This window comes from Mycobacterium sp. IS-1742 (assembly GCF_001500125.1).
Taxonomy (GTDB): domain Bacteria; phylum Actinomycetota; class Actinomycetes; order Mycobacteriales; family Mycobacteriaceae; genus Mycobacterium.
Genome location: NZ_LQIV01000013.1, coordinates 1 through 26,450, shown reverse-complemented (window position 1 = coordinate 26,450; position 26,450 = coordinate 1). Strand labels below are relative to the sequence as shown.

Genomic DNA, 26,450 nt, shown 5'->3' with positions numbered 1-26,450 from the left:
CCAGGTCACTCCACGAGTGTGTCGACGAACTCCCTGGCCGCGGTCATTGCGCGGTCCCGGTCGGCTTCGACGAGACCGATGCGGGTGCGTCGGTCGAGGATGTCGTCGACGGTCATCGCGCCCTCGTGGGTGACCGCGTACTCGAACTCGGCCCGGGTGACGTCGATGCCGTCGGCCACGGGCGCGGTGGGCCGGTCGCAGCGGGCCTGGGCGATCACGCGCGGCGCCTCGGCGCCGTAGCGGGCGACCAGCGACCCCGGCAGGTCGACCGGTGCGCGCAGCGTCGACACCGGGTTGGCCGGCGCGCCGACCAACGGCAGGTTGCGGGTGCGGCACGGGCCGGCGGTCAGCCCGCGCAGGGCGATCGCGCGGTCGAGGACGTCCTCGGCCATGTAGCGGTACTCGGTGAGCTTGCCGCCGATCACGCTGATCACCCCGGACGGGGATTCGGTGACCGCGTGGTCGCGCGAGAGGTCGGCCGTGGCTCCGCCGCCTCCCCCTTTTTCGCTCCTCGCGTGCGCGGTGCCTTTTTCGCTCCTCACGTGCGCGGTGCCTTCTTCGCTCCTCGCGTGCGCGGTGCCTTTTTCGCTCCTCCCGTGCGCGGTGTCGATGAGCGGTCGTAACCCCGCGTACGCACCCCGGACATCGGCTTCGGTCAGCCTCGTCTCGAGCGCGGTGTTGACGGTGTCGAGCAGGAAGGTGACCTCCTGCGGGCTCGGTTGTGGCACATCGGGTATCGGGCCGGGTGCGTCCTCGTCGGTGAGCCCGAGGTAGACCCGGCCGAGTTGTTCGGGCATCGCGAAGACGAACCGGTTGAGCGCGCCCGGGATCGGAATGGTCAGCGCGGCGACCGGGTGCCCGAAGGCCGCCGCGTCGAACACCAGATGCGTCCCGCGCGAGGGCCGGAGGCGGAGCGTCTCGTCGACGTCGGCGGCCCACACGCCCGCGGCGTTGACCACCGCGCGGGCCGCCACGTCGAACGAGTCGCCGGTGCCCTGATCGGTGAGCCGGACGGAGGTCCCCGTGGCGTGGGAGGCGCCGACCCGGGTGAGGATGCGGGCGCCGTGCTGGGCGGCGGTGCGCGCCACCGCGGTCACCAGTCGCGCGTCGTCGATCAGCTGACCGTCGTAGGCCAGGAACGCCCCCGCCAGACCGTCACGGCGCACCGCGGGCACCAGTTCGACGGCGCGCTGCGCGCTGACCCGCCCCGAGCGCGGCAAGGTCGTCGACGGCGTGCCCGCGAGCCGGCGCAGACCGTCGCCCGCCAGGAACCCGGCCCGCACGAGCGCCCGCGCCGGGCCCGCCATCTCGGGCAGCAGCGGCACGAGTTGCGGCATCGCCGAGACGAGGTGAGGAGCGTTGCGCGTCATCAGGATTCCGCGTTCGGCCGCGCTGCGCCGCGCGATGCCCACGTTGCCGCTGGCCAGGTAGCGCAACCCGCCGTGGACGAGTTTGGAACTCCAGCGGCTGGTGCCGAACGCCAGGTCGTGCTTCTCCACCAGCGCCACCGTCAGGCCTCGGGTCGCGGCGTCCAGGGCGATCCCGGCCCCGGTGATCCCGCCGCCGATCACCACGAGGTCGAGCGGTGCGCCGTCGGCGAGGGCGGCCAGTTCTGTGTGACGGCGGGATGCGTTGAGGGCGGAACTCTTCGACGACGTCATGGCCGCAGATATCCGTTCAGCGAGCGCGCCAGTTCCTGCGACAGCGCATCCTCGTCGAGTATCGGGGCCACCATCTGCGCGGACTGGATGGTCGACTGGGTGATCAGCAGGCACATGGCGGCGAGCTGGCGGGGCTCCCCGGACCGGACGCTGCCCTCATCCTGGGCGAGTTTGAGCTCACCGGCCAGCGCGTCGATGAGGATCTGCTGGCTGGTGCCGAGCCTCTCGGTGATGTACACCATCGCGAGCTCCGGAGCGCTGTGCAGGACGGCCATCACGATCTCGTCGTTGCGGAGCCGGTTGCCCACCAACACGATTCGCTCGACCAGCGGTTGGCGGCCGACCCCCGCGTCGGGGACGGCGTCGAGGACCCCGGCGATCCGGGCGGTGAGCAGTGCGGCGAGGACGGCGTCGGTGTCCCGCCAGCGGCGGTAGATGGTCGGCCGGCTCACTCGCGCCCGGCGGGCGATCTCCGCCAGCGTCACCCGGTTGACGCCATAGGCCACGACGCACTCCGCGGCGGCGTCGAGGATGCGTTGCTCCACCGACGCCGAGCTGTCCTTACGGATTGACACCATGTGTAATACTGTAACGCATGCCAGGCCGATCCGAGCACCCAGCAGCCCTGCTCCCCCCGATGAAGTGGGACGCCTGGGGGGATCCGGCCGCCGCCAAACCGCTGTCCGACGGCATCCGGTCGCTGCTCGAACAGGCGCTCGGCGTCACGGAGGGGACCCCGCCGATCACCGCGGAGGAGGTGACCCTCCGGCCGTCGGCCCTGTCCGATGACGATCGCGCCGCGCTGACCGGCATCGTCGGTGAGCCGTACTGCCTGGTCGACGACACCGGCAGGATGCTGCACGCCGGCGGCAAATCCACCCTCGACCTGCTGCGCCGGCGCGACCGCGGCGCCCAGGACGCACCCGACGCGGTGCTGCTGCCCGCGGACGACGAGGAGATCGCGGCGATTCTCGAGCACTGCAGCGCGCGGCGCATCGCGGTCGTGCCGTTCGGCGGTGGCACCAGCGTGGTGGGCGGGCTGGACCCGGTCCGTGGCGACTTCACCGCGGTGGTGTCGCTCGACCTGCGCCGCCTCGACGCGCTGCACTGGCTCGACGAGGTGTCGGGCGAGGCCGAACTGGGTGCGGGAGTCACCGGCCCGGACGCCGAACGGTTGCTCGCCGAACGCGGCTACTCCCTCGGCCACTTCCCTCAGAGCTTCTGCTACGCGACCATCGGCGGTTTCGCCGCCACCCGGTCGTCCGGTCAGAACTCGGCGGGCTACGGCCGCTTCGACGACATGGTCCGCGGGCTGCGCGCGGTCACCCCGGCCGGCATCCTCGACGTCGGCCGCGCACCGGCGTCGGCGGCCGGACCCGACCTGCGGCAGCTCCTCGTCGGTTCCGAGGGGGTCCTCGGCGTCATCACCCGTGTGCGGGTGCGGGTGCACCCCGTCCCGGAGGTGACGCGTCACGAGGCCTGGTCGTTTCCCGACTTCGAGACCGGCGCAACGGCGTTGAGGGCGGTGACGCAGACCGGCAGCGGGCCGACCGTGATCCGGCTGTCCGACGAGGCGGAGACCGGCGTCAACCTCGCCACCACCGAGGCGATCGGCGAGCAGACCATCACCGGAGGATGCCTGGCGGTCACGGTGTTCGAGGGCACGGCGGCACACACCGAGAGCCGGCACGCCGAGACGCGAGCCCTCCTCGAACGGCACGGCGGCACGTCGCTGGGCGAGGAACCCGCGCGGGCCTGGGAGCACGGCCGGTTCGGGGCGCCCTACCTGCGCGACTCGCTGCTGTCCGCGGGGGCGCTCTGCGAGACGCTCGAGACCGCGACCACGTGGTCGAACATCCCGTCGCTCAAAACCGCCGTGACCGAGGCGCTGACTGCCGCGCTCGCCCAATCCGGCACGGCGGCACTGGTGCTCTGCCACATCTCCCACGTCTACCCGACCGGGGCGTCGCTGTACTTCACCGTCGTCGCCGCCCAACGCGGCAACCCGATCGAGCAGTGGCGCGCGGCGAAAGCCGCCGCGTCGGAGGCGATCGTGCGCGCCGGCGGCACCATCACCCATCACCACGCGGTCGGCGCCGACCACCGCCCGTGGATGCGGGACGAGGTCGGCGACCTCGGCGTCGAGATCCTGCGTGCGGTCAAGGCGACGCTCGACCCGGCAGGAATCCTCAACCCGGGCAAGCTGATCCCATGACACGCGCGCGAGGACCACGATGACCATCGGCCACGTCACCGTGCTGACCAATCCGCTGTCGGGCCACGGCAACGCCCCGCACGCCACCGAACGCGCCGTCGCCCGCTTCCAGCAGCGTGGGGTCGACGTGACCGCGATCGTCGGCACCGATGCCGCCCACGCCCGGCGACTGGTCGACGAGGCACTGGCCGGCGGGACCGACGCGCTCGTCGTCGTCGGTGGGGACGGCGTCATCTCGCTGGCGCTGCAGGCGCTCGCGCACGGCGACGTGCCGCTGGGGATCGTTCCCGCGGGCACCGGTAACGACCATGCGCGCGAATACCGCCTGCCGACCGGGCATCCGGAGGCCGCGGCCGACGTGATCGCCGACGGGTACACCGAGACCGTGGACCTCGGGCGTATCGACGACGCGGCCGGCGGGCACAAATGGTTCGGCACCGTGATGGCGGCCGGCTTCGACTCCCTGGTGAGCGACCGCACCAACCGGATGCGCTGGCCGCACGGCCGGATGCGCTACAACGTCGCGATGGTCGCCGAACTGTCCAAGCTGCGGCTGCTGCCGTTCCGGCTGCGCTTCGACGGCGGACCGGCACGAGACGTCCAGCTCACGCTCGCCGCGTTCGGCAACACCCGCAGTTACGGCGGCGGAATGCTGATCTGCCCGGGCGCCGACCACGCCGACGGAATGCTCGACGTCACGATGGTGCACTCCGCATCGCGCACCCGGTTGGTCCGGCTGTTCCCGACCGTCTTCAAGGGCACCCACGTCGACCTCGACGACGTGACCACCGCCCGCGCGCGCGTCATCGAGGTGGACTGCCCGGGCATCAACGCCTACGCCGACGGGGATCTCGCCTGCCCGCTGCCGGTCACGGTGTCGGCGGTGCCGGGCGCCCTGCAGATTCTGGTGCCCGCCCCCTAGCGCCAGCGGGGAGGGTCAGCCCACTCCGCGGTTCAGCCAGCTGACCTCGGCCCCGGAGCCGCCGTCGCGGTAGGGCTCCAGCGCCTCGTCCCACGCGGTGCCGAGCACGGTGTCCAGTTCGGCCGCCAGCACGTCGGCGCCTGCGGCCATCAAGGCCCGCAGCCGCATCTCCCCGACCACGATGTCGCCGTTGGCGCTCATCGGACCGCTCCACAGACCGAGCTGCGGGGTGTGGCACCACCGGTGCCCGTCGACCCCCGGGCTCGGATCCTCGGTGACCTCGAAACGCAGCACCGACCAGGACCGCAGGGCGTTCGCCAACTGCGCTCCGGTGCCGACCGGACCCACCCAGTTGGTGACCGCACGCAGCTGTCCGGGCATGGCGGGTTGTGGGGTCCACTTCAGGTTGGCGCGCGCCGACAGGGTCGACGACAACGCCCACTCGACATGTGGGCACACCGCCGCGGGTGAGGCGTGCACGTACACCACGCCTGTCGTCGCGTCGGCGAACTGATTCGACGCACGCATAGCTGCTCCTTCGGCTCCACGAGGGACGTCTTCCCCAAGCGGCCTCTTGAAACCGAATGACAACTGTGTCGTGCGTGTCTATTGTGCCTTGTGAGGCGGGTGTTGCGCTAGTGTGGCCCGAATTCTCTCAGGACTCCATCAGAGATCGTCGGCCAGCGCTCGTACGCCCAGTCCCCGAAGTCCCGGTCAGCAAACGCGACGAACGCCAGGTCCGCCCCCGGGTCCACCCACAGAAACGTCCCTGACTGGCCGAAATGCCCGTATGTCCGCTTCGAGTTGGTCGAGCCGGTCCAGTGCGGCGACTTGTCGTCGCGAATCTCGAAGCCCAGCCCCCAGTCGTTCGGGCGCTGCACGCCGAAGCCGGGCAACACGCCGTCAAGCCCCGGGAACTGCACACTGGTCGCCTCGTCGTGCATCTGCTGGGACACCAGTCGCGGCCGCAGCAGGTCGCCTGCGAAGGCCGCGACGTCGGCGACCGTGGAGTAGACGCCGTAGCCGGCGGCCTCCGCCCCGCCGTCGAGCGTGCTGTCGGACATGCCGAGCGGTTCGAACACCGCCTCGGCGAGGTAGCGGCCGAATTCGATGTCGGCGGCCTTCTCGATCGTGGCGGCGAGCGCCCCGAAACCGTAGTTGGAGTAGACGCGGCGGTCGCCGGGTTCGGCCATCGTCTCGTCGGAGTGCATGGCCAACCCGGAGGTGTGGGCGAGCAGGTGCCGGACGGTGGAGCCGGGCGGACCCGCCTCGGTGTCCAGGTCGACGACCCCTTCCTCGACCGCGATCTGCGCGGCACGCGCCGAGAGCGGTTTGGTCACCGACGCGAGCCGGAACCGGTGCCCAAGGTCGCCGTACTCGTCCAGCACACCGGCCGGTCCCACCACCGCCGCGGCGGCGGTGCGAACCGGCCAGTCCGCGATCACGTCCAGCACACCCATCGGGCAGATGTTACTTGCGGCAGACGTAGTAGAAGTTCAGCGGATCGGTGTCGATCTCGCGCACGTCGACGTCGGTGAAGCCGGCATCGGCGAGCATCGACGTGGCGAGCTGGCGACCCCAGCAGGTGCCGAGCCCCGCACCGTCGAGCCCGAGCGAGACGCTCATGCAGTGCATCGTCGACACGGTGTAGAGGTACGACGCCAACGGCATCCCGACGTTGTCCTCGAGATGACTGGACGCCTTGATGTCGACCATCAGGAACACGCCGCCGGGCCGCAGCGCGCGCTGGATGTTGGCCAGCACCCGCGCGGGCTGCGCCTGGTCGTGGATCGCGTCGAACACGGTGATGACGTCGTAGGCCTCGGCGACGTCGAGCGTCGCGACGTCGGCGGCGACGAACTGTGCGTTGTGCAGCCCGAGGCGTTGCGCCTCGGCACGGCCGACGCTCAACCCCTCCTCGGAGAAGTCGATGCCGGTGAACCGGCTGGCCGGAAACGCCTGCGCCATCACGTTGATCGCGTGACCGCTGCCGCACCCGATGTCGGCGACGTCGACACCGGCGGCCAGCCGCGCAGGCAGACCGTCGGCCATCGGCAGGATCACGTCGACGAGTGCGGCGTCGAACACCTCACCGCTCTCCTCGGCCATCAGGGTGTGGAACCGCGGATAGGCGCTGTAGGGCAGTCCCCCACCGCGACGGAAGCATTCGATGATCTGCTGCTCGACCTCGCCGAGCAGCGGGATGAACTGTGCGACCCGGGCCAGATTGTCCGGGCCCGCCGCCCGGGTGAGCACGGCGGCGTGCGTACGCGGCAACGAATAGGTCTGCGCCGCAGCGTCGTAATCCACCACGCGGGAAACGACGGCGCCGCCGAGCCATTCACGTACGTAGCGTTCGTCGAGCCCCGCCGCGTCGGCGATCTGGGTGCTGCTGGCCGGGGGCAGTTCGGCCAGGGTGTCGAGCAAGCCGGTCTGGTGACCGATGGACAGCAGGATCGCCAGGCTCGCGCTGTCGATGACGCCGACGATGCGTTCGGCGAACTGTTCGGTGGAGGAAGAAGAGGTGGTGTCGTCGAGTGTGGTCATACCCGAGACGCTAGGCGCCGGGGCACGGTGGGCGGATCGGGCAAACCATGTATTTCCGCCGCCCCGGGCTACACGATGTTGTGCTGGTGCGCCCACGCCACGGCCGCCGCGCGCGAGGACACCTGCAGTTTGAGGTAGATGTTCGCCAGGTGCCGGCCGACGGTCTTCTCGCTGATGAACAGCTGTTGCGCCAACTGGCGGTTGCTCGCCCCGTCGGTGGCGATCCGGCGCAGGATGTCGATCTCGCGTTTGGTGAGCCCACCGGGCGGCCGGCCGCAGATCGCCGCCGGCTCCACACCGAGGTGGGCGTAGATGCTCTCCGCGGTGGCGGAGTCGGCGTCGGCGGTGGCGTGGTCGCCCAGCGCGCGGTGCGCCACCGCCATCCACTCGTACACCTCGGCCGTCTCGTACCGCGACTGTTGCGTGCGGTATTCGCGCAGCGCGAGGCCCAGGCTCTCGAGCGCCTCGGCGTGCCGTCCGGCCTGGACGTGGACGGCCCCGCGGGCATGGGCCGCCCACCCCCGGAACCCGGCGGTGCCGAATTGCGCCGCACCGTCCTCCAACTCGCGGCAGTACGCGTCGGCCTCCTCGAATTGCCCACGCGCCAGGGCGATCTCGACCGCGGCCCGGAGCAGGCGCATCCGGTCGAGCCGGCCCGCGGAGGCCAATGCCACCCGCAGATCGGCCCACGCGACCTGGCTCTGGCCCTGCCGGCAGCGCAGCAGCGCCTCGCCCGGCTGGGGGTCGACGCCCAGGGCGCGGGCCCGCGCGTACGCGGCGAACGCGCCGTCCGCGTCGCCGCGCAGCCGACGTACCTCCCCCAGTTGATAGAAACCCTCGCCGGCCGCCCACGAGTTGACACTCTCGAGTGTCTGACTGGCACCGGCCAACTGGTTCTCGAGGCTCTCGTAGTCGTCGGTCGCGGCGCGGACCTGCAGCCGGTGCACGTCGCACACCCCGCCGTAGGTGTCCGAGCCCGCCACCTCGCACCACCGTTCCATGGAGTGCACCCAGGCCCGCATCCGCGGCAGGTCGGCGACCTTGTGGCAGATGTGCAGCACGACGCAGTAGATGTCGCCGGCCCAGTCGATCGGCACGTCGTCGGCCAGCAGCGGCAGCATCACCTCGTCGAGAAGCCCGCCGGCGTGCGACATCCGCCCGGCATAGACCGCCTCGATGGCCTCGGCCACCATCGCGAGCGCGGTCAAGGCGGGCACGTCGAGCCGGCCGCTCATCGCCCGCAGGTCCGCCACCAACCGGGCCAGGTTCTCGAAGTCGTCGCCGAGCACGGCGACGACCGCGTCCAGATAGGCGAGGTATCCGTGCGTGGGGCTCTCGGGGACGCCGTCGAGCAGTCGGCGGGCCCGGTTCATCCAGCCGGCGGCGATGTTGAGATCGCCGCGGGTGAGCCACGCCAGCGCCAGCTCGACGGCCTTGCGCGCCGCGGCGTTCGGATCGCTGCGCACCAGCCGCGTGAAGACCCGCTCGGCGATCCGCACCGCTTCCTTCGCCTCGCCGATGCGCCAGGCCGCGACCGACAACGCGTCGAGATCGTCCGTGCTCAGCTCCGCAACGGCGCCGGCCCGGGCGAAACCCGCGTACGAACCGTGCCAGTCGCGGCGGGCATGGGCCGCGCGGGCCGTCGTCACCAGTTCGGTGTGGAGGTCGGTGGTGGTGGTGTTCATCTCGCTCGGTTCAACGGTAGAGCGGGCGCACCGGTTCAACCATGCGTTTGGCCGAGCCCGACAACATTCGTTCCCACCCCCGAGGCACTAGGTTGTGAGGCATGAGTCAGACAGTGCGCGGGGTGATCTCCCGGTCCAAACAGAATCCCGTGGAAGTCGTGGACATCGTCGTTCCGGATCCGGGTCCGGGTGAGGTGGTGGTCGACGTCATCGCCTGCGGGGTGTGTCATACCGATCTGACCTACCGCGAGGGCGGGATCAACGACGAGTACCCGTTCCTGTTGGGCCACGAGGCGGCCGGCACGGTGGAATCGGTCGGCGACGGCGTGACCAACGTCGTGCCGGGAGATTTCGTGATCCTGAACTGGCGGGCGGTGTGTGGGCAGTGCCGGGCGTGCAAGCGGGGCCGGCCGCATCTGTGTTTCGACACCCACAACGCCGCGCAGAAGATGACGCTGACCGACGGCACCGAGTTGACCCCTGCGTTGGGGATCGGGGCGTTCGCCGACAAGACCCTGGTGCACGAGGGGCAGTGCACCAAGGTTGATTCGGCCGCCGATCCGGCGGTGGCCGGGTTGTTGGGGTGCGGAGTGATGGCCGGGATCGGCGCGGCGATCAACACCGGCGCGCTGACCCGCGACGACACCGTCGCGGTGATCGGCTGCGGCGGGGTGGGCGACGCGGCGATCGCCGGTGCGGCGCTGGTGGGCGCCAAGACGATCATCGCCGTGGACACCGACGACCAGAAACTGCAGTGGGCGCGCGAGTTCGGCGCCACCCACACGATCAACGCCCGCACCGTCGCCGACGTGGTGGAGGCCATCCAGGAGCTGACCGACGGGTTCGGCACCGACGTGGTGATCGACGCGGTCGGCCGCCCCGAGACCTGGCGTCAGGCGTTCTACGCCCGTGATCTGGCCGGAACCGTTGTGCTGGTGGGGGTTCCGACCCCGGACATGCGGCTGGAGATGCCTCTGGTGGACTTCTTCTCCCGCGGCGGATCGCTGAAATCCAGTTGGTACGGCGATTGTCTGCCCGAACGCGACTTCCCCACCCTGATCAGCCTGTACCGGCAGGGCCGGCTGCCGCTGGACAAATTCGTCTCCGAACGCATCGGCCTCGACGACATCGAGGCGGCCTTCGACAAGATGCATCACGGACAGGTGCTGCGCTCGGTGGTGATCCTGTGACCGCCGACAACATCGCCCGGGTGGTCACCCACGGCACCTTCGAACTCGACGGCGGGTCCTGGGAGGTCGACAACAACATCTGGATCGTCGGCGACGAGAACGACGTCATCGTCTTCGACGCCGCCCACGACGCCGCCCCGATCGTGATGGCCGTCGGCGGCCGCAACGTCGTCGCGGTGATCTGCACCCACGGACACAACGACCACATCACCGTCGCACCCGAACTCGGCGAGGCGCTCGACGCGCCGGTGCTGCTGCACCCGGCCGACGAGATGCTCTGGCAGATGACCCACGCCGAGCAGACGTTCCGCTCGGTGGAGGACGGCGCCACGCTGCGCGCCGGCGGGATCGAGGTGCGCGCGCTGCACACTCCCGGCCACTCCCCGGGCTCGGTGTGCTGGTATGCCCCCGACCTCGGTGCGGTCTTCTCCGGCGACACCCTGTTCCAGGGCGGGCCCGGCGCCACCGGCCGCTCGTTCTCCGACTTCCCCACCATCCTGGAGTCGATCTCCGGGCGCCTGGGCCCCCTGCCCGGCGACACCGTCGTCTACACCGGCCACGGCGACACCACCACCATCGGCGACGAGATCGTCCACTACGACGACTGGGTGGCGCGCGGCCACTAGGACGCCTGGCCACTTGGCCACCGAACCCGACGCGCGGCGACTACCGTCGACGGTGTCGTCCGCGTTCGAAGGAAGTCCGCTCGTGCCCGAGTCCAGCGTCGTGGTCCGTCCGCAACCGATGGACAGCGCCTATTACACCGCCGGGTCGCGGCTGCAGGCGGCCGGCCTGCGCCCGGCGATCGCCCTGTTCGAACAGGCCGCCAGGGTGGTGCCCCTGCCCGCACCGCCGCAGCCCATCGCGATCGCGGACTACGGTGCCGCGACGGGGCACAACTCCCTGTTGCCGATCTGCGCGGCGATCGCGGTCCTGCGCACCAGGACCACGCGCGAGCATTCGGTGCTGGTGGCGCACACCGACGTACCCGACAACGACTTCACCGCGATGTTCCGGACGTTGACCGACGACCCCGACTCGTATCTGCGCAAGGATGCCGCGTCGTTCGCGTCGGCGGTCGGCCGGTCGTTCTACTCGCAGATACTGCCGTCCAACAGCGTGACGCTGGGCTGGAGTTCGTATGCCATCCAGTGGTTGAGCCGGGTGCCCGGCCCGGTGCCGGACCACCTGCAGGTCGCCCACTCCGCCGAGGAGTCGCTGCGCACCGCGTACGCGCGTCAGGCCGCCCACGATTGGCACGAGTTCATCGCGTTCCGGGGCCGCGAACTGTGTCCGGGCGGGCGCATGGTGGTGATGACCATGGGCATCGGCGAGGACGGCGAATACGGGTACCGGCCGCTGCTGGCGGCGTTGAGCGATGCGCTCAGTGAACTGGCCGGGACGGGGTTGGTCCGTGAGGACGAACTGCGGCGCATGACGATCCCGACCGTGAGCAGGCGCGCCGCGGACTTCATGGCGCCGTTCGCCCCGTCCGGCCGCTTCGAGCGCCTCGAGATCGAACACCTCGACATCTTCGACGGTGAGGACAGATTCTTCGCCCAGTATCGAAAGGACAAGGACGCGAACGCGTTCGGCGCCAACTGGGGGCAGTTCGCGCGGGCGTCGGTGTTCCCCACCATGGTCGGCGCACTCGACGGCGGACGCGACGATCCGCGTGCGGCGCAGTTCCTCGACCGGCTCGAGGCCGGCATCGCCACCCGGCTGGCCGCCGCCCCGGAGCAGACGCAGATCCCGCTGGCGCACCTGGTGCTGCACAAGCGGCCGAAGTCCCGCTGACTCAACCGGCGACGCTGTCCCGGAACGTGTTGCGATAGCTCGTCGGTGCGACGCCGGTGAGCCGGCGGAATTGTTCGCGGAAGTTCGCCGGTGAGGTGAACCCGACCTGGCGCCCGATGCGTTCGACACCGTGATCGGTGGTCTCCAGAAGCTGCTGGGCGTGCCGGACCCGCACCCCGGTCACCCACTGCATCGGGGTCTGCCCGGTCTCCGCCTGGAAGCGTCGGTTGAGGGTGCGCACGCTCATCGACGCGTACTGCGCGATGTCGGCGAGCGTGAGGTCCCGGTGGGCGTGCTCCTCGAGCCAGGCCAGCACGCCGTCGAGTCCGGCGCGCTCGGCGAGCGATCCGCGCGCCGCCCGGTTGCGCAGGATGAACTGTGCCTGACCGCCGCTGCGGTGCAGGGGTGCGACCGCCATGCGGGCGGAGTCCGCGGCCACCGCGGCGCCGTGGTCGCGCGACACCATGTGCAGGCACAGGTCCAGACCGGCCGAGGCGCCGGCCGACGTGAGCACCTGCCCCTCGTCGACGTAGAGCACGTCCGGGTCGAGATCCACGGCGGGGAATGCGGCCCGGAAGGCGTCGGCGGCCAGCCAGTGGGTGGTGGCTCGCCTGCCGTCGAGCAGACCGGCCGCGGCCACCGTGAAGGCGCCCGTGCAGATCGACGCGATCCGCGTGCCCGCGGAGTGCGCCGCCTGCAGCGCCTCCAGCACCGCGGCGGGGGCTTCGACACCGAGGTCGTTGCAGCCGGGCACCACGATCGTGTCGGCGCCGGCCAGGGCGTCGATGCCGTGGTCCGCGCCGATGCGCAGCGGCCCCGCGTCGACCTGTGGCGCGGTGGCGCACACCCGCACGTCGTAACCCCGTCCGCCATCGGCCGTTCGGGCCCGGCCGAACACCTCGACGGCGGTGGCCAGATCGAACGCGATGGTGTCCGGAACTGCCAGGACCGCGACGGTGTGCATGCGGCACGATAGCAGGCACGTGGCAAGATGTCGGCGCAGTATGGCGATCTGGACACTGTCGAGGGCGCGGCACGGCGGGCACGCTGATCGGCATGGATGCCCAGATCGTGCTGTTCGACGGGTTCGACCCGCTCGACATCATCGCGCCCTTCGAAGTCCTCGTCGCCGGCAGCGACGCCGTCGGGGGTGACCTGCGCGTGGAACTCGTCTCCGCGGAGGGACCCCGCCCGGTGACCAGCGGCAGCCGGGGGCTGGTGCTGCAGGCGGCGCGCGGCCTCGACCCCCACCGGCCGGGTTTCGTGATCGTCCCCGGTGCGGCGGGACCGATCGAGGGCGACCCCGACGAGGGCGTCGAGACGATCCCGGTACTGTTGGCCCGCTTCGCCGAGACGGTCGCGATCCCGCTCATCCGCCGGGCCATGGCCGATCCGGAGGTCACCGTGGCCACGGTGTGCGGCGGCTCGCTCGCCCTGGCGATGGCCGGTCTGCTCGAGGGCAGGTTCGCCGTCACGCACCACCTGGGGATGGACCTGCTCGACGCGACGGGGGCCCACGCCGTGCCGGCGCGGGTGGTCGACGACGGCGACCTGGTCACCGCCGCGGGCGTGACCTCGGGGCTGGACCTGGCGCTGCACCTGCTCGACCGCACCTACGGCCCGCAGATCGCGGCCGCGGTCGAGACGCTGTTCGCCTACGAGCGCCGGGGCACCGTGTGGAGCAACCGCGGCCAGGTGCCGGTGACGGTGTGACGGGCCTCGCCGGGCGGTGGGATGTGCGCATCAAGACCCCGATCGGATCCCTCTCCACCACATACGAATTCGTCGCCGACGGGGATTCGCTGCGCGGCAGTGCGACGTCGAAGGAGGAGACGGTCTCCCTGCACGGCATCACCGTGATCGACGAACCGGACGGTCAGCGGGTGCGGTGGCGCCAGTCGGTGACCACACCGATGCGGCTGTACCTCGACTTCGACGTGCTCGTCGACGGCGACCGGATGACCGGCCACTCCCGGGCCGGGAGGCTGCCGCGCTCGGCCGTGACCGGCGTGCGCCGCCCCGGCTAACCGCCGAACCCGGGTGGGGCGGGGACGAACGGCAGCCCAGGGATCGTCGTGTACGGCAACGTCGGGATCACCGGCGGCGGCTGCGTCGTCGGTGGCGGCGCCGGCGGTTCCGTCGTGGCCGGCGGCGGTGGCGGCGGCGGTGGTTCCTCCGGCGGTGGTGGTGGCGCCTCGGCGGGCGGGGGCGGTGGCGCCTCGGTCCCCGCCGGAGGCGGCGCCTCCTGCACGACGGTGCCGGGTGCGGGTGCCTGCGGCGCCGGGCTGTCGGCGGGTGGTGGCGCCGCCGGCGCCGGGGCGGGCGCCTCCGTCGTCACAGTGGTGGTGGTGGTGTTCGTCGTCGCGGGGGTCTCGCCGTCGTCACGGTTGACCAGGTAGACCGCCGCCGCGAGCGCCGCGAGCACTGCGGCCGCCCCGATCGCCAGCGCCACCGCAGGTCGCCGGTACCACGGCACCGCGGCGGGCCGGTCGTCGGCGGCGGACTCGGGGGCGCCGAACAACAACCGCGGCCGCACGTCACCCGGGTCTGCGGCCGGATCGGATTCGTAGGCGGTGGGCGCGATGTCGGGGATGTCGTCGGCGTCCGACCACGCCAGCGCCCCGAACGTGGTCGAGTCGGGGTTGTCGCCGATGACCGGGGCGGCGGCGGTTGCCGGTGCGGCCGCGGCGAGTGCGGTGCGGTCGTCGGGACCGCGCACCGCGGTCAGCCCCGCACCGATCGCCGCCGACAGTTCGGGTCGCGGGGTGGTGATCACCGGGACACGGAAGTTCTCCGACAGCGCCGTCGTGACGATCGGTATCCGCGCACCGCCGCCGGCAGTGGCGACCGCGGCCAGGTCCGCGGGCCGTGCGCCGGTTCGCTCGAGGGTGTTGCGCACGACCTCGACGAAGCCGGCGAGCGGCCCGCGCACCGCGTCGTCGAGTTCGGTGCGGGTGATCCGCACCTCGCCGGCGCCCCCCGGCAGGTCGGCGCTCAGCGCGGTCACCGTGTCGGTCGACAGGCGCTCCTTGGCGCCGCGGCACTGGCCGCGCAGCCTGGTGAGCGAACCGATGGCCGAGGTTCCGGTCAGATCCGCCGACCCCGGCCCGCCGTCGAGGACGTGCGTCAGCAGTGCCTGGTCGATCAGGTCGCCGGACAGGTCGAGGTGACGGACGGTCGGCGCGACGGGTCGATACCCGTCGGCCGCGTCGACGATGGTGAGGCTGGTCCCGGAGCCGCCGAAGTCGCACAGGGCGATCAGTCCGCGGGTGGGCAGTCCCGGCTCGGCCTGCAGGGCGGTCAGCGTGGCCTCCGCGTCGGGGAGCACGGGGGTGGCCGGGCCGAATTCGGCGACCTCGGCCAGGGCGGCGCGCAGCGCGTCGACCGACCCGCCGTGCCAGTGAGCCGGGTGGGTCACCGCGACGGGCGCCCCGGGTTCGCGGCCGCGGGGCAGCGCGTGGAACAGGGCCCGCAGCGCATCGGCCGTCAGCTTCTCGCCGCGGTGGCTGGTGCCGTCGGCGGCGAGGATGCCGACCGGGTCGCCGACGCGGTCGACGAAGCCGGTGATGACCAGTCCGCGCTCGTCGAGGCGGGGGTTCTCGCTCGGCACGCCGACTTCGGGCGGCCGGTGCGGGTACAGCGTCAGCACAGGCGAGCGCCGCACGGCCGCGCGGTCCACGACCACCGCGGTCAGTGCTGTCGCGCCGATCGACAGCCCGGTCCCATCCGTCATGTCAGCGAATTGTGCCCGCTCCGGCGATCAGCGGTAAATCCAGTGCCGTGACCCACCCCGGCCGCAGGTCGTTGACCGCGGGCACCGCGTTGAGCGCCCGCATGCCCGTGGCCAGGCAGCCCGCGGCGGCGGCGTCGCGTCCGGAGCCGTCGGTGAACCGGAACGCGGTCTCCTGCACGATGCTGGGCGTGCCGTCGATCTCGACGCGGTAGACGTCGTCCTGGGTTCCCGAGGGCCAGTCGGGTGCGGCGTCGGCGCCGATGCGGTTGACGTGTTCGAGCTGGATGCGGGTCTCACCGCGGTAGATCCCGTTGATGGTGAAGCGGACCGCGGCGACGTTGCCCGCCTCGATCACGCCCTTGGCGCTCGCGCGGTCGGTCGGGGTCACCCACTTGTCGTAGGTGGTGGTGATCTCGTCGAGCATGATGCCCGCCGCATGGGCGATCATGGGAACTGTTGCACCCCAGGCGAACACGAGGATGTCCGAAGTTTCCAGCAGCGCCCGGTGCTCCGGCGGTCTGCCGATGCCCATCTCGTTCTCGTAATCGCCGGTGTAGTGGGTGTAGTCCAGTAGCTCGGCGGCGCGGACACGCTTGACCTCGGAGCACACACCCATCAGCGTCATCGGGAAGAGGTCGTTGGCGAACCCGGGGTCGATGCCGGTGGTGAAACACGACGATTCGCCGAGTTCGCACGCCTCGGTCACCGGCACGATCCAGTCGGGTGGGTTGAGGTGCATGGTCGGCCATACCCACGGCGTCATCGCCGTCGAGCAGACGTCGATGCCTGCGCGCAGGAAGCGGGTGATCAGCGCGATGTTGGCGTCGGCGTGCGCGGCGGTGGGCCCGAAGTGCACCAGGGCGTCGGGCCGCAGGGCGATCAGCGCGTCGACGTCGTCGGTGGCGGTCACGCCGAGCCGGTGGCCGAGCCCGCAGATCTCCCCCGCGTCGCGGCCGACCTTGTCCGGGTTGCTCACCCCGACGCCGACGAGTTCGAACAGCGGGTGCCTGTCGATTTCGGCGATCACCATCGTGCCGACGAACCCGGTGCCCCACACGACGATCCGTTTGGCCATCTGCTGCCTTCCTTCGCCCTGCGTTCACCATAGGGGGCGAAGCGGCCCGGCACGGGCGTCCCGCGGTCTACATTGCCGTTCATGACCATGGGGACCCAAGGGCGCCTGGCCGGGCGGCGGGCGCTGGTGACCGGCGGATCGCGCGGCATCGGCGCGGAGATCGTGCGGCGACTGGCCTTCGACGGCGCAGCCGTCGCGTTCACGTACGGGTCGTCGGCGACCGATGCGGACCAGGTCGTGGTCGACGTGTCCCGCGGCGGCGGCCGGGTGCTGCCGATCCGCGCGGACAGTTCCGACGCCGGGCAGATCGCCTCGGCCGTCGACGAGACCGTCACCCGCCTCGGCGGCCTGGACATCCTCGTCAACAACGCCGGCGTGGCAAGGGCAGGCGCCGTCGAGTCGTTTCCGCTCGAGCAGTTCGACCAGTTGGTGGCGGTCAACGTGCGCGGAGTGTTCGTGGCGATCCAGTGCGCGGTGCCCCACCTCGGCGACGGCGGGCGCATCATCAACATCGGCAGCATCAACGCCGACCGTGTGCCGTCACCCGGGCTGTCGGTGTACTCGATGACGAAGGCCGCGGTGGCCGGCCTGACCCGCGGCCTGGCCCGCGAACTGGGGCCGCGCGGCATCACGATCAACAACGTCCAGCCCGGGCCGATCGCGACGGACATGAATCCCGCCGAAGGCGAGTTCGCCGACGCCGCAAAGCAATTCATCGCCGTCGGGCATTACGGGCACACCGCCGACGTGGCGGGGGTGGTGAGCTACCTGGCCGGCCCGGACACCGGCTACATCACCGGCGCCAACTGGAACGTCGACGGCGGGTTCACCGCTTAGAAGCAGCGCCTCAGGCCGCCCGGCTCGCAGATCAGCGGGTACTTGTCCACCGGGATCGGCAACGGTTTCTTGAACGCCAGGGTGAACGACGTCTTGATCATCGTCGCCGGGAGCTGGCCGTTGCACCCGGGGGCGTGGGTGGTGGTGCGCGTGCCGGTCATCGTGTCGGTGTTGAACTCGAGGACCTCGACGACCTGCAGCGGACTGCCGTCCGAGCAGATCACCCCGTCGGCGATCGTGGTGTCGTAGGTCCACACCCCGTTGGTGAGCACCGCGTCCCCGCTCTTGACCTCCGGGAACGACGTCACGTGCAGACGGCAGGCGACCGGCAGGTAGAGCGGCTCGCGCAGATCCCCCACCGTGGGCACGCACGACGGGAGGATCTCCCACTCGCCGGTCAGGCCATCCTGCTGGGTGTAGGTGTAGACCCCCTGCAGCACCTGCTGTTCGGCATGCGCCGGACCGGCGGCGACGGTGGCGACGGTGGCGACGCCGAGCGCCAGGAGCGCGGCGGCCAGCAGTCGCGAGATGGTGGTCATCGGGGTCAGTATGACAGTCCGCCTCCCCGGAAGTCACCGGTTCGCCGCTTCGGCGTTTGCGGCGACGACCCGGTGGGGTAAGAAGCGTGGAGGTGCCTGGTTGATCTTGAGGTGGTCGTGATGCGGCGTGACGCGGTGCGGGCTGCCTGCCTGGCGCTCACCGTCGCGCTGCTGCTCGCGCTCACCGGCTGCTCCACCGGTGAACGCGTCGACCTCGGCGACGCCGCGACCGGCAACCTGGTCGCCGCGATCGCGGGCGAACCCGACCAACTCGACCCGCACAAGACCAGCGCGTACTTCTCGTTCGAAGTGCTCGAGAACGTCTTCGACACGCTGGTGGAACCCGACGCCGACCTCGAGATGCGCCCGGCGCTCGCCGAACGCTGGGACGTCAGCCCCGATCAGTTGGTGTGGACATTCCACCTGCGGCGCGGGGTCACGTTCCACGACGGGTCGCCGTTCACCGCCGACGACGTCGTCTACTCCTACCGCCGCATCATCGACGAGGAACTGACCAACGTCGACAAGTTCAGCGCCGTCACCGACGTCACCGCCGTCGACCCGGCCACCGTGCGGATCACCGTGGACAAACCGACCCCCAACCTGCTGACGAACCTCGGCGGGTTCAAGGGGATGGCGATCGTGTCCCGGGCCAACGTCGAGAGCGGACGCATCGCCACCCATCCCGTCGGGACCGGGCCGTTCTCGTTCGCAGGCGCCACCAGCGGTGACTCGATCACGTTGCGCGCGAACCCCTCGTACTGGGGTGGCGGTCCGCGGATCTCGGGAGTGACGTTCCGTTTCATCTCCGAACCGTCGACGGCGTTGTCGGCGCTGCAGGCCGGGGAGGTCGACTGGACCGATTCGGTTCCCCCGCAGCGTGTCTCGCAGCTGCGCGACGACGATTCCCTGCGCCTCGCCGTCACCCCGAGCAACGACTACTGGTATCTGGCGCTCAACGAGGCCCGTGCGCCGTGGAACGACGTGCGGGTGCGCCAGGCGATCGCCTACGGCATCGACCGCGAGGCGATCGTCGCGGCGACGAGCTACGGGACCGCGGCCCGCAATCAGCTCGCGATCCCCGAGGGCAACCCCTGGTACACCCCCTACGACCGGTATCCCGCCTCCGCCGAGGCGGGCCTGGACACCGCCAAGGGCCTGCTCGCCGAGGCGGGGGCCGATCCGGACAGACTCGACATGCTGGTCACCAGCGAATACCCCGAGACGGTCACCGCCGCGCAGATCATCGCCGACAACCTCGCGCCCCTGGGGATCACCGTCGACATCCGCACGGTGGATTTCGCCACCTGGCTCGACGAGCAGAACAACGGCAACTTCGACATGTTGATGATGGGCTGGCTCGGCAACATCGACCCCGACGACTTCTACTACGCCCAGCACCACACCAACGGCACCAGCAACGCGCAGAAGTTCTCCGATCCGGCGGTGGACCGGCTGCTCGACGCCGGCCGTGTCGAGACCGACCGCGACAGGCGCCGAAACGTCTACGCCGAGGCCGCCACCCGCATCGCCGACCAGGTGAGCTACATCTACCTCTACAACCCGTCGGTCATCCAGGCCTGGACACCGGCGCTGTCGGGGTACGAGGCGCGCCGCGACGGTGCGGTCCGGTTCCGCGGCGCCGTCCTCGGTGAGGACGAATCGACATGACCGCGTTGCTCACCCACCCGGTCGTGCGGTTCCTGGCCCGGCGCATCGCCTACTCGGTGGTGGTGCTGATCGGCGTCCTGATCGTGGTGTTCGCGCTCGTGCAGTTGGTGCCCGGCGACCCCGTACGCATCGCGCTCGGGACCCGGTACACCCCGGAGGCCTACGAGGCGCTGCGGTCGGCGAGCGGCCTGGACCGCCCGCTGATCGTGCAGTTCTTCAGCTATCTGGGCAACGCGCTCACCGGCGACCTCGGGGTGAGTTTCCGCAACGGTGACCCCGTCACCGCCACCCTGCTCGACCGGCTGCCCGCGACGGTGTCCCTCGGGCTGGTGGGCATCGTGTTCGCGTTGCTCATCGCGGTGCCCGCGGGTATCTGGGCGGCGCTGCGCGAGGGCCGGGTCAGCGACGCGATCGTGCGGGTCGGCAGTCAGTTCGGCGTCTCGGTCCCGGATTTCTGGCTCGGGATCCTGCTGATCGCGCTGTTCTCGTCCACCCTCGGCTGGCTGCCCACCTCGGGGTACCGGCCGCTGTTCGACGACCCGGCGGGCTGGCTTCGCCACATCATCCTGCCGGGGCTGACGGTCGGACTGGTGGCCGCGGCGATCATGACCCGCTACATCCGGTCCGCGGTGCTGGAGGTGGCGTCGATGGGGTACGTGCGCACGGCTCGGTCGAAAGGCCTTGCGCCGCGGGTGGTCACGCTGCGTCACACGGTGCGCAACGCGCTGATCCCCGTGCTCACCATCACCGGCATCCAGCTGGCCACGATCCTGGGCGGCGTCATCGTCGTCGAGGTCGTGTTCGCCTGGCCCGGCCTGGGCCGGCTCGTCTACAACGCCGTCGCCGCCCGCGACTACCCCGTCATCCAGGGCGCGGTGCTGCTGATGGCGGCCCTGTTCCTGCTCATCAACCTGATCGTCGACGTGCTGTACGCGGTCGCCGACCCGAGGATCCGGCTGTCATGACCGCCCCCACCGAAACGACCCGCATCGCCTCCTGGCGGTTGCTGCTCGGCAATCCCGTCACGGTGGTCAGCTCGGTGGTCCTCGCCGTGGTCGTCGTCGTCGCGCTGTTCGCACAGTGGTTGATCCCGTACGGCGTCAACGACATCGACGTGCCGAACGCCCTGCAGTCACCCAGCGGCACGCACTGGTTCGGCACCGACGAACTCGGCCGCGACGTGTTCTCGCGCGTGCTCGTCGCCGTCCAGGCGTCGATGCGGGTGTCCGTGGTCAGCGTGGCGTTCGCGGTCGTCGTCGGGGTCACGGTGGGTGTGGTCGCCGGCTACCGCGGCGGGTGGCTCGACACCGTGCTGATGCGCATCGTCGACGTGATGTTCGCGTTTCCGGTGCTGCTGCTCGCGCTCGCGGTGGTGGCGATCCTCGGGCCGGGCGTGACGACGACGATCCTTGCGATCGGCATCGTCTTCACCCCGATCTTCGCCCGCGTGGCCAGGGCGAGCACGCTGTCGGTGCGGGTGGAACCGTATGTGGCGGTGTCGCGGACGATGGGCACCGGACACCTCTACATCCTGGGCCGCCACGTGCTGCCCAACATCTCCGGACCGCTGATCGTGCAGACGTCGCTGTCGCTGGCGTTCGCGATCCTGTCGGAGGCTGCGCTGTCGTTCCTCGGCCTGGGCATCCAGCCGCCACAGCCGTCGCTGGGTCGGATGATCTTCGATTCACAGGGCTTCGTCACGCTGGCGTGGTGGATGGCGGTGTTCCCCGGCGCGGCGATATTCGTCATCGTCCTGGCGTTCAACCTGTTCGGCGACGGGCTGCGCGATGTGCTGGATCCCAAGCAGCGCACGATGATCGAGGCACGCGCACGCAGGGAGCGAGGATGACACCGGAGGAAGCGATGACCGGACCCGTCCTCGACGTCGCCGAGCTGGGCGTGCGGATCGGCAGGCGTGAGATCGTGCGCGGCGTCTCGTTCACCGTCGAGCGGGAGAAGACGCTCGGCATCGTCGGGGAGTCGGGCTCGGGGAAGTCGATGACGGTGCTGGCCGCCACGGGTCTGCTGGACGCCCCCGGCGCGGTGGTCAGCGGATCCAGCCTGCTCGGCGGGCAGACGCCGACACAGTTGGTCGGCGCCTCGGCCCGCACGCTTCGCGCCGTGCACGGCGGCCGGATCGGTTTCGTGTTCCAGGACCCCGGCACGTCACTGAACCCGCTGCTGACCCTGGAGCGTCAGATCACCGAATCCCTCGAGGCCCACCGGAACATGACGCGCAGGCAGGCCCGGGGACGCGCCCTGGAACTGCTCACCGCGGTGGGCCTGCCCGAGCCCGAACGCCGCCTGGACTCCTACCCGCACCAGTTGTCGGGCGGACAGCGCCAGCGGGTGATGATCGCGATCGCCCTGGCGTGCGACCCGGAACTGTTGATCGCCGACGAGCCGACGACAGCGCTCGACGTCACCACGCAGGCGCAGATCATCGAGCTGGTGCGAGATCTCCAGCGAGACTTCGGGACCGCGGTCGTGTGGATCAGCCACGACCTCGGGGTGATCGGGCAGGTCGCCGACGACGTCACCGTCCTGCAGAACGGGGTGGCGGTCGAACATGCCCCGGTACTCGACGTGTTCGACCGCCCACAGCACGCCTACACCCGCGAACTGCTGGCGGCGCGGCCCCTCGTCGGTGGCGACGGTCCGCCGCCGGCCGATCCGGACGCCCCCGTCCTGCTCGAGGTCGACGGCCTCGACGTCCGCTTCGACGTGTCGGGTCCGACCGGCCGCTCGACCGTGCATGCGGTACGGGATCTCTCGTTCCGCATCCGCCGCGGCAGCACGCTCGGCCTGGTCGGCGAGTCCGGGTCCGGGAAGTCGACCGTCGCGGCCGCGCTGACCGGTCTGGTCACACCCCGTGCCGGGTCCGCAAACCTCGACGGCGCCGACGTGCTCGCCGTACGGGGCGCCGACGAGAAGAAGCTGCGCCGCCGCATCAGCCTGGTGTTCCAGGACCCGTTCTCCTCGTTGAACTCCCGGATGCGGGTGGGTGCGGCGATCGGCGAACCGCTGGCGGTGCACAAGCTCGTCGACGGGCGGGCCGCCCGCCGGGCGCGCGTCGCCGAACTACTCGGCCTCGTCGGCCTGCCCGCCGACTTCAGTTCGCGGTACCCGCACGAACTGTCCGGCGGTCAGCGCCAGCGCGTGAGCATCGCCCGTGCGCTGGCGACCGAACCCGATCTGCTCATCCTCGACGAATCGACCGCCTCCCTTGACGTTTCGGTGCAGTCGAAGGTTCTCGACCTGCTCGCCGGCCTGCAGCGTGACCTCGGCCTGACCTATCTGTTCATCGGCCACGACCTCGCGGTCATCCAGCGGATGAGCCACGACGTGCTGGTGATGCGCGACGGCGTCGCGGTCGAGTACCGGCCCGCGGCCGATCTGTTCGCCGCGCCCGAACAGCCCTACACCCGCGACCTGCTGGCAGCCGTACCTCCAGCTCGGCCGCGCGCCTCCGCGTGAGAGGCTCACTCCCATGGCACAACTGAGCGGCAAGGTGGCGTTGGTGACGGGTGCGTCGTCGGGGCTCGGCGCGGCCACCGCGAAACTGTTCGCCGAGCGCGGCGCGACCGTGTTCGGGATCTCCCGGGACACCCACCGGATGGCGTCGGTGTTCGCCGACGTGCCCGGCGGGGCGTACGCGTCGGTCGACATCACCTCCCCCGCCGCCTGCCGCGAAGCCGTCGACGACTGCGTCGAGAGGTTCGGCAGGCTCGACGTGCTGGCCAATGTCGCGGGCTACCACCAGATGCGGCACACACCGACGATGTCCGATGCGGACTGGGACCACGACCTCGCCGTCAACCTCAACGGCCCGTTCTTCCTGTGCCGCGCCGCGTTGCCGCACCTGCTCGAGACCGGCGGCAGCATCGTCAACGTGGCGTCCATCGCCGGCGTGGAGGGCGAGGTGTACTCCGCGGGCTACTGTGCGGCCAAACACGGCCTGGTCGGCCTGACCCGCGCGCTGGCCATCGAGTTCACCGCGGACCGGTTGCGGGTCAACGCCGTGTGCCCCGGCGGGATGGTGACCCCGCAGACCACGGACTTCGCCGCCCCGGAGCAGGCGGACTGGAACTTGATCATGCGGATCGCCGCGCCCCGCGGGATGATGGACGTCGCCGACGTCGCCAAGACCATCGCGTTTCTGGCCAGCGACGACGCCTCGGCGGTGCACGGTGCGGTGTACGTGGTGGACAACGGGAAGACGGCGGGATGACGCGAGTGCCTGCGGTGTTGCGATCCAGGGCGACCCGCGCGAGCGCCGGGGTCGTCCGGTCGGTGGCGACCGTCAACAGCGCCGGCGTCTCGGCCTCCGTGGGCACGGTCAACAGCGCCGGCGTCTCGGCCTCGGTGGGCACCGTCAACAGCGCCGGGGTGACGGGGTCGGTCGCCACCGCCTCCAGCGCGGCGGTGGCCGGGAGTGCGCTCACCGCACTGTCGTTCGCGGTGAGCGCGTGCCTGGCCTGTGTGGGGTGTTTCGCCTGCGCCAGGTGCGTCGCGTGCATCGGATGCGCGAAGTGCACCAATTGTGTTGGCTGCGTGGGGTGTTACAACTGTTCAGGGCTGCGCAACGCGGTCGGCCTGAGGGATGTGCACGTCTAGCCGAGTGTGGTGTGCATCAGCAGGGTGCTGTAGTCCGACCAGCGCGACAGCGTGAAGTACAGGTCGTCGCCCTTCGACCAGGGGTGGATGTAGGGGGCGTAGATGCCGCCGGGCATGGCGGCCGAGGTGACGATCGTCTTGGCCGAACTCCAGGGGCCCTCGGGCTTGTCGGCGGTGCGCATCACGACGTCGCTCACCGTGTTGGTGTAGAGCATCACGAATTTCTTCAGATGGTCGTTCCACGCCACCGACATCTCACTGCCCGGGGCCCACACCACCTGGATGGCGAGGAACGGAAAGCCGCGCAGCCAGCCGAAGGGCGTGTAGTACTCGTAGGCTGATTTGTCGGCGACCGCGTTCTCGCTGACGCGGGACAGGAACGGCATCCCACCGCGACCGGCGCCGGTGCCGTATGCGTAGACGTAGCCGTTGTGGCGCAGGTACGCGCCCATCTGGAAATTCTGATCGCCCCACACGAACTGCACCCCGGGCACGGTGTTGAACCAGCTGGGCCGAATGCTGGTCCGCGGCACCGTCCACGTCTCGCCGTTGTCGTCGGAGACCGCGACGGCCGAGAAGTTCGTCGACCACTGACCGGGCGCGCCCCACTGGCTGACCGACATGAAGTTGACGTACTGCCGTGTGCCCACGGATATCCCGGCGGTGGGGATCACGGTGACCTCGGTGGCCGCGAGGTTGAGGCTCTGGATCACCTGACGGGAGAAGCTCGGCCGGTTGGCGTTGACCGGTGAACCACCGAATGTGTCGCCGGGCACCGGGTCGGTGACCACCATTCCGTTCGACAGGTCCGTGGTCGCGCTGCGGAACAGCGTGTTCTTCCGCCATTCCTGGTCCTGCAGGCTGCAGTTGCCGAAGGTGTCGCCGAAAGCGATCAGCACCTGCCGCTGCGCGCCGGTGCGCCCGTTGTCCCAGAGAATGCCGAGATCGGCCCCTGAGATGCCGAACCGCGGGTAGGACGACGAGTCCGGCCCGGCGACGGTGTCGACGACGGTCGCTCCCGACGCGGCGGGCGCCGCGGCCGCCCGCGCCTCGGTGTCGGGGGCGACAGCGGCGTCGGACTGCGCGGCCTCGGCGGCGGTGGTCTTCGGCGCGGGTTTGCGACCGATCGGCAGGTGCAGGATCGGGAACTTCGGGACGGTGAACCCCGGGTTGGCACTGCGGGCCGACGGCGCCGCGACGGGGACCGAACAGGGGTCGGCGGCCGCGGGCGGGCTGGTCACGATCGGCACCACCAGCGACGCCAGAGTCGCCGACGCCACGGTCAGCGCCGCCAGTCGTCGCATGGCCGACATGTCACACCTTTCGGGCCGAGATACCCGTGTGACAGTAGTGGCCTCTGTGGTTTACCGACCGCGTCGGGGAGCGAACCGCAACGCCTTCGTGATCGATCCGAGATGGTTTGCCAGAAGAAGCTGACGCCTACGTCAGCCCAGACTGCGGCGATTCGCCGCGGGGTTTATTTGTTTGCGCAAAGGACGGCTAGCTGGCCGCCCGGCCCAGCAACACCTGGGGGGCGCGCTGCGTGCCGTCGAGCTGGCGGGCGAACTGCTCGCGGGCGGCGAGCACCACGTTCTGCAGACGTGCCACGTGGGCGGACTGCCCTCCGACCGCGGCGGCCGCGTCGGCCACCTCGTCGATCGCCTGCCAGGTCTGCGCGCTCAGCGGGGTGAGGGGCTGCAGGTGGGCGCTGCGGACACCGGTGCGGATGGCTTCACACAACCAATGTTCAAAGTTAATTCGAAGGGTTTCCTCAGGGAATTCATTGGTATACATGTTCGCTGTCCTCCGCACGCCAAGCTGTTTAGGCTGTTCACAGCTTCGCGTCTGATCTTACCCCGCTTTGCAACTTCGAAACCCTCCAGATCGGGTGGGCGGCGCAGATGGCGCCGGAACGGTTCAGCGGCGGACCCGTCGGCCCGTCGGCCGACGTGTATTCGCTG

26 protein-coding genes are annotated in these 26,450 nt (G+C 70.6%); 14 read left to right on the top strand and 12 right to left on the bottom strand.

From position 1 onward, the window contains the following. Positions 1 to 5: 5 nt before the first annotated feature. The gene (locus tag AU196_RS10410) at positions 6 to 1,661 is read right to left on the bottom strand and encodes a glycerol-3-phosphate dehydrogenase/oxidase (protein ID WP_059094997.1); all 1,656 of its coding nucleotides are present in this window, start codon (positions 1,659 to 1,661) and stop codon (positions 6 to 8) included. Beyond that, positions 1,658 to 2,239, bottom strand: a complete 582-nt coding sequence (locus tag AU196_RS10405) for a TetR/AcrR family transcriptional regulator (RefSeq protein WP_059094996.1) — start codon at positions 2,237 to 2,239, stop codon at positions 1,658 to 1,660. Before AU196_RS10405 ends, AU196_RS10410 begins: the two co-directional genes overlap by 4 nt. A gap of 59 nt (positions 2,240 to 2,298) precedes the next feature. Here AU196_RS10405 and AU196_RS10400 point away from each other — a divergent pair, with 59 nt between their 5' ends. Both AU196_RS10400 and AU196_RS10395 read left to right on the top strand, forming a co-directional pair. Further along, complete coding sequence (locus AU196_RS10400; protein ID WP_082695668.1) at positions 2,299 to 3,876, top strand: FAD-binding oxidoreductase; 1,578 nt, start codon at positions 2,299 to 2,301, stop codon at positions 3,874 to 3,876. Positions 3,877 to 3,895: 19 nt separating this feature from the next. After that, positions 3,896 to 4,798, top strand: coding sequence for a diacylglycerol kinase (locus tag AU196_RS10395; RefSeq protein ID WP_059094994.1), 903 nt, complete (start codon positions 3,896 to 3,898; stop codon positions 4,796 to 4,798). Positions 4,799 to 4,813: 15 nt separating this feature from the next. Here AU196_RS10395 and AU196_RS10390 read toward each other — a convergent pair whose 3' ends face one another. From AU196_RS10390 to AU196_RS10375, 4 genes are all read right to left on the bottom strand, one after another. Then, the gene (locus AU196_RS10390; protein WP_059094993.1) at positions 4,814 to 5,326 is read right to left on the bottom strand and encodes a DUF3145 domain-containing protein; all 513 of its coding nucleotides are present in this window, start codon (positions 5,324 to 5,326) and stop codon (positions 4,814 to 4,816) included. A 107-nt stretch (positions 5,327 to 5,433) separates the two neighbouring features. Beyond that, positions 5,434 to 6,258 (bottom strand): serine hydrolase domain-containing protein, encoded by an 825-nt coding sequence (locus AU196_RS10385; protein WP_059094992.1) that lies wholly within the window; start codon positions 6,256 to 6,258, stop codon positions 5,434 to 5,436. A gap of 10 nt (positions 6,259 to 6,268) precedes the next feature. Further along, positions 6,269 to 7,345 carry a class I SAM-dependent methyltransferase gene (locus tag AU196_RS10380; RefSeq protein ID WP_059094991.1) on the bottom strand — a complete coding sequence of 359 codons (1,077 nt, stop codon included), beginning with the start codon at positions 7,343 to 7,345 and terminating at the stop codon, positions 6,269 to 6,271. Between the two features lie 68 nt (positions 7,346 to 7,413). Beyond that, positions 7,414 to 9,030 (bottom strand): LuxR C-terminal-related transcriptional regulator, encoded by a 1,617-nt coding sequence (locus AU196_RS10375; RefSeq protein WP_059094990.1) that lies wholly within the window; start codon positions 9,028 to 9,030, stop codon positions 7,414 to 7,416. Between the two features lie 101 nt (positions 9,031 to 9,131). Between AU196_RS10375 and AU196_RS10370 the strand changes: the two genes are divergently transcribed. The 3 genes from AU196_RS10370 to AU196_RS10360 all read left to right on the top strand — a co-directional run bounded on the left by AU196_RS10370 (position 9,132) and on the right by AU196_RS10360 (position 12,017). Then, complete coding sequence (locus tag AU196_RS10370; protein ID WP_059094989.1) at positions 9,132 to 10,220, top strand: S-(hydroxymethyl)mycothiol dehydrogenase; 1,089 nt, start codon at positions 9,132 to 9,134, stop codon at positions 10,218 to 10,220. Positions 10,221 to 10,231: 11 nt separating this feature from the next. Next, complete coding sequence (locus AU196_RS10365; RefSeq protein ID WP_157546224.1) at positions 10,232 to 10,846, top strand: MBL fold metallo-hydrolase; 615 nt, start codon at positions 10,232 to 10,234, stop codon at positions 10,844 to 10,846. A gap of 82 nt (positions 10,847 to 10,928) precedes the next feature. Then, positions 10,929 to 12,017: a class I SAM-dependent methyltransferase gene (locus AU196_RS10360; RefSeq protein WP_059095063.1), complete on the top strand. Its 1,089-nt coding sequence runs from the start codon at positions 10,929 to 10,931 to the stop codon at positions 12,015 to 12,017. A gap of 1 nt (position 12,018) precedes the next feature. On the opposite strand, the gene AU196_RS10355 is transcribed toward AU196_RS10360, so the two are convergent. Next, positions 12,019 to 12,981: a GlxA family transcriptional regulator gene (locus AU196_RS10355; protein WP_059094987.1), complete on the bottom strand. Its 963-nt coding sequence runs from the start codon at positions 12,979 to 12,981 to the stop codon at positions 12,019 to 12,021. A gap of 92 nt (positions 12,982 to 13,073) precedes the next feature. Between AU196_RS10355 and AU196_RS10350 the strand changes: the two genes are divergently transcribed. Next, positions 13,074 to 13,730 carry a DJ-1/PfpI family protein gene (locus tag AU196_RS10350; RefSeq protein WP_059094986.1) on the top strand — a complete coding sequence of 219 codons (657 nt, stop codon included), beginning with the start codon at positions 13,074 to 13,076 and terminating at the stop codon, positions 13,728 to 13,730. Next, positions 13,727 to 14,044, top strand: coding sequence for a hypothetical protein (locus tag AU196_RS10345; RefSeq protein WP_059094985.1), 318 nt, complete (start codon positions 13,727 to 13,729; stop codon positions 14,042 to 14,044). The genes AU196_RS10350 and AU196_RS10345 overlap by 4 nt, the downstream gene beginning before the upstream one ends. Here AU196_RS10345 and AU196_RS10340 read toward each other — a convergent pair. Together AU196_RS10340 and AU196_RS10335 are read right to left on the bottom strand one after the other, a co-directional pair. Beyond that, positions 14,041 to 15,750 (bottom strand): Hsp70 family protein, encoded by a 1,710-nt coding sequence (locus AU196_RS10340; RefSeq protein WP_059094984.1) that lies wholly within the window; start codon positions 15,748 to 15,750, stop codon positions 14,041 to 14,043. The two genes, AU196_RS10345 and AU196_RS10340, sit on opposite strands and share 4 nt — an antisense overlap. Position 15,751: 1 nt before the next feature. After that, positions 15,752 to 16,825 (bottom strand): NAD(P)H-dependent amine dehydrogenase family protein, encoded by a 1,074-nt coding sequence (locus AU196_RS10335; RefSeq protein ID WP_059094983.1) that lies wholly within the window; start codon positions 16,823 to 16,825, stop codon positions 15,752 to 15,754. An 81-nt stretch (positions 16,826 to 16,906) separates the two neighbouring features. Here AU196_RS10335 and AU196_RS10330 point away from each other — a divergent pair, with 81 nt between their 5' ends. Further along, a complete protein-coding gene (locus tag AU196_RS10330; RefSeq protein WP_059094982.1) occupies positions 16,907 to 17,662 on the top strand; it encodes a 3-oxoacyl-ACP reductase family protein in 756 nt (251 codons plus the stop codon). Here the strand turns inward: AU196_RS10330 and AU196_RS10325 are convergent. Continuing rightward, positions 17,659 to 18,201, bottom strand: a complete 543-nt coding sequence (locus AU196_RS10325) for a hypothetical protein (RefSeq protein ID WP_059094981.1) — start codon at positions 18,199 to 18,201, stop codon at positions 17,659 to 17,661. The two genes, AU196_RS10330 and AU196_RS10325, sit on opposite strands and share 4 nt — an antisense overlap. Before the next feature lie 120 nt (positions 18,202 to 18,321). Here AU196_RS10325 and AU196_RS10320 point away from each other — a divergent pair, with 120 nt between their 5' ends. The 6 genes from AU196_RS10320 to AU196_RS10295 are packed head-to-tail and all read left to right on the top strand — an operon-like array spanning position 18,322 to position 24,489. Further along, on the top strand, positions 18,322 to 19,872 hold the full coding sequence (locus tag AU196_RS10320) for an ABC transporter substrate-binding protein (protein WP_059095062.1): 1,551 nt from the start codon (positions 18,322 to 18,324) through the stop codon (positions 19,870 to 19,872). Beyond that, on the top strand, positions 19,869 to 20,837 hold the full coding sequence (locus AU196_RS10315) for an ABC transporter permease (RefSeq protein WP_059094980.1): 969 nt from the start codon (positions 19,869 to 19,871) through the stop codon (positions 20,835 to 20,837). The genes AU196_RS10320 and AU196_RS10315 overlap by 4 nt, the downstream gene beginning before the upstream one ends. Next, positions 20,834 to 21,721, top strand: coding sequence for an ABC transporter permease (locus AU196_RS10310; protein ID WP_059094979.1), 888 nt, complete (start codon positions 20,834 to 20,836; stop codon positions 21,719 to 21,721). Before AU196_RS10315 ends, AU196_RS10310 begins: the two co-directional genes overlap by 4 nt. Then, positions 21,718 to 23,349 (top strand): ABC transporter ATP-binding protein, encoded by a 1,632-nt coding sequence (locus AU196_RS10305; protein ID WP_082695667.1) that lies wholly within the window; start codon positions 21,718 to 21,720, stop codon positions 23,347 to 23,349. The genes AU196_RS10310 and AU196_RS10305 overlap by 4 nt, the downstream gene beginning before the upstream one ends. Positions 23,350 to 23,362: 13 nt before the next feature. Beyond that, the gene (locus AU196_RS10300; RefSeq protein WP_059094978.1) at positions 23,363 to 24,103 is read left to right on the top strand and encodes an SDR family NAD(P)-dependent oxidoreductase; all 741 of its coding nucleotides are present in this window, start codon (positions 23,363 to 23,365) and stop codon (positions 24,101 to 24,103) included. Further along, positions 24,100 to 24,489: a hypothetical protein gene (locus tag AU196_RS10295; protein ID WP_059094977.1), complete on the top strand. Its 390-nt coding sequence runs from the start codon at positions 24,100 to 24,102 to the stop codon at positions 24,487 to 24,489. The genes AU196_RS10300 and AU196_RS10295 overlap by 4 nt, the downstream gene beginning before the upstream one ends. Here AU196_RS10295 and AU196_RS10290 read toward each other — a convergent pair. Both AU196_RS10290 and AU196_RS10285 read right to left on the bottom strand, forming a co-directional pair. Next, a complete protein-coding gene (locus AU196_RS10290; RefSeq protein ID WP_059094976.1) occupies positions 24,486 to 25,802 on the bottom strand; it encodes a glycoside hydrolase family 183 protein in 1,317 nt (438 codons plus the stop codon). The genes AU196_RS10295 and AU196_RS10290 overlap by 4 nt on opposite strands. Positions 25,803 to 25,989: 187 nt before the next feature. After that, complete coding sequence (locus AU196_RS10285; protein ID WP_231737508.1) at positions 25,990 to 26,229, bottom strand: hypothetical protein; 240 nt, start codon at positions 26,227 to 26,229, stop codon at positions 25,990 to 25,992. Between the last annotated feature and the right edge of the window lie 221 nt (positions 26,230 to 26,450).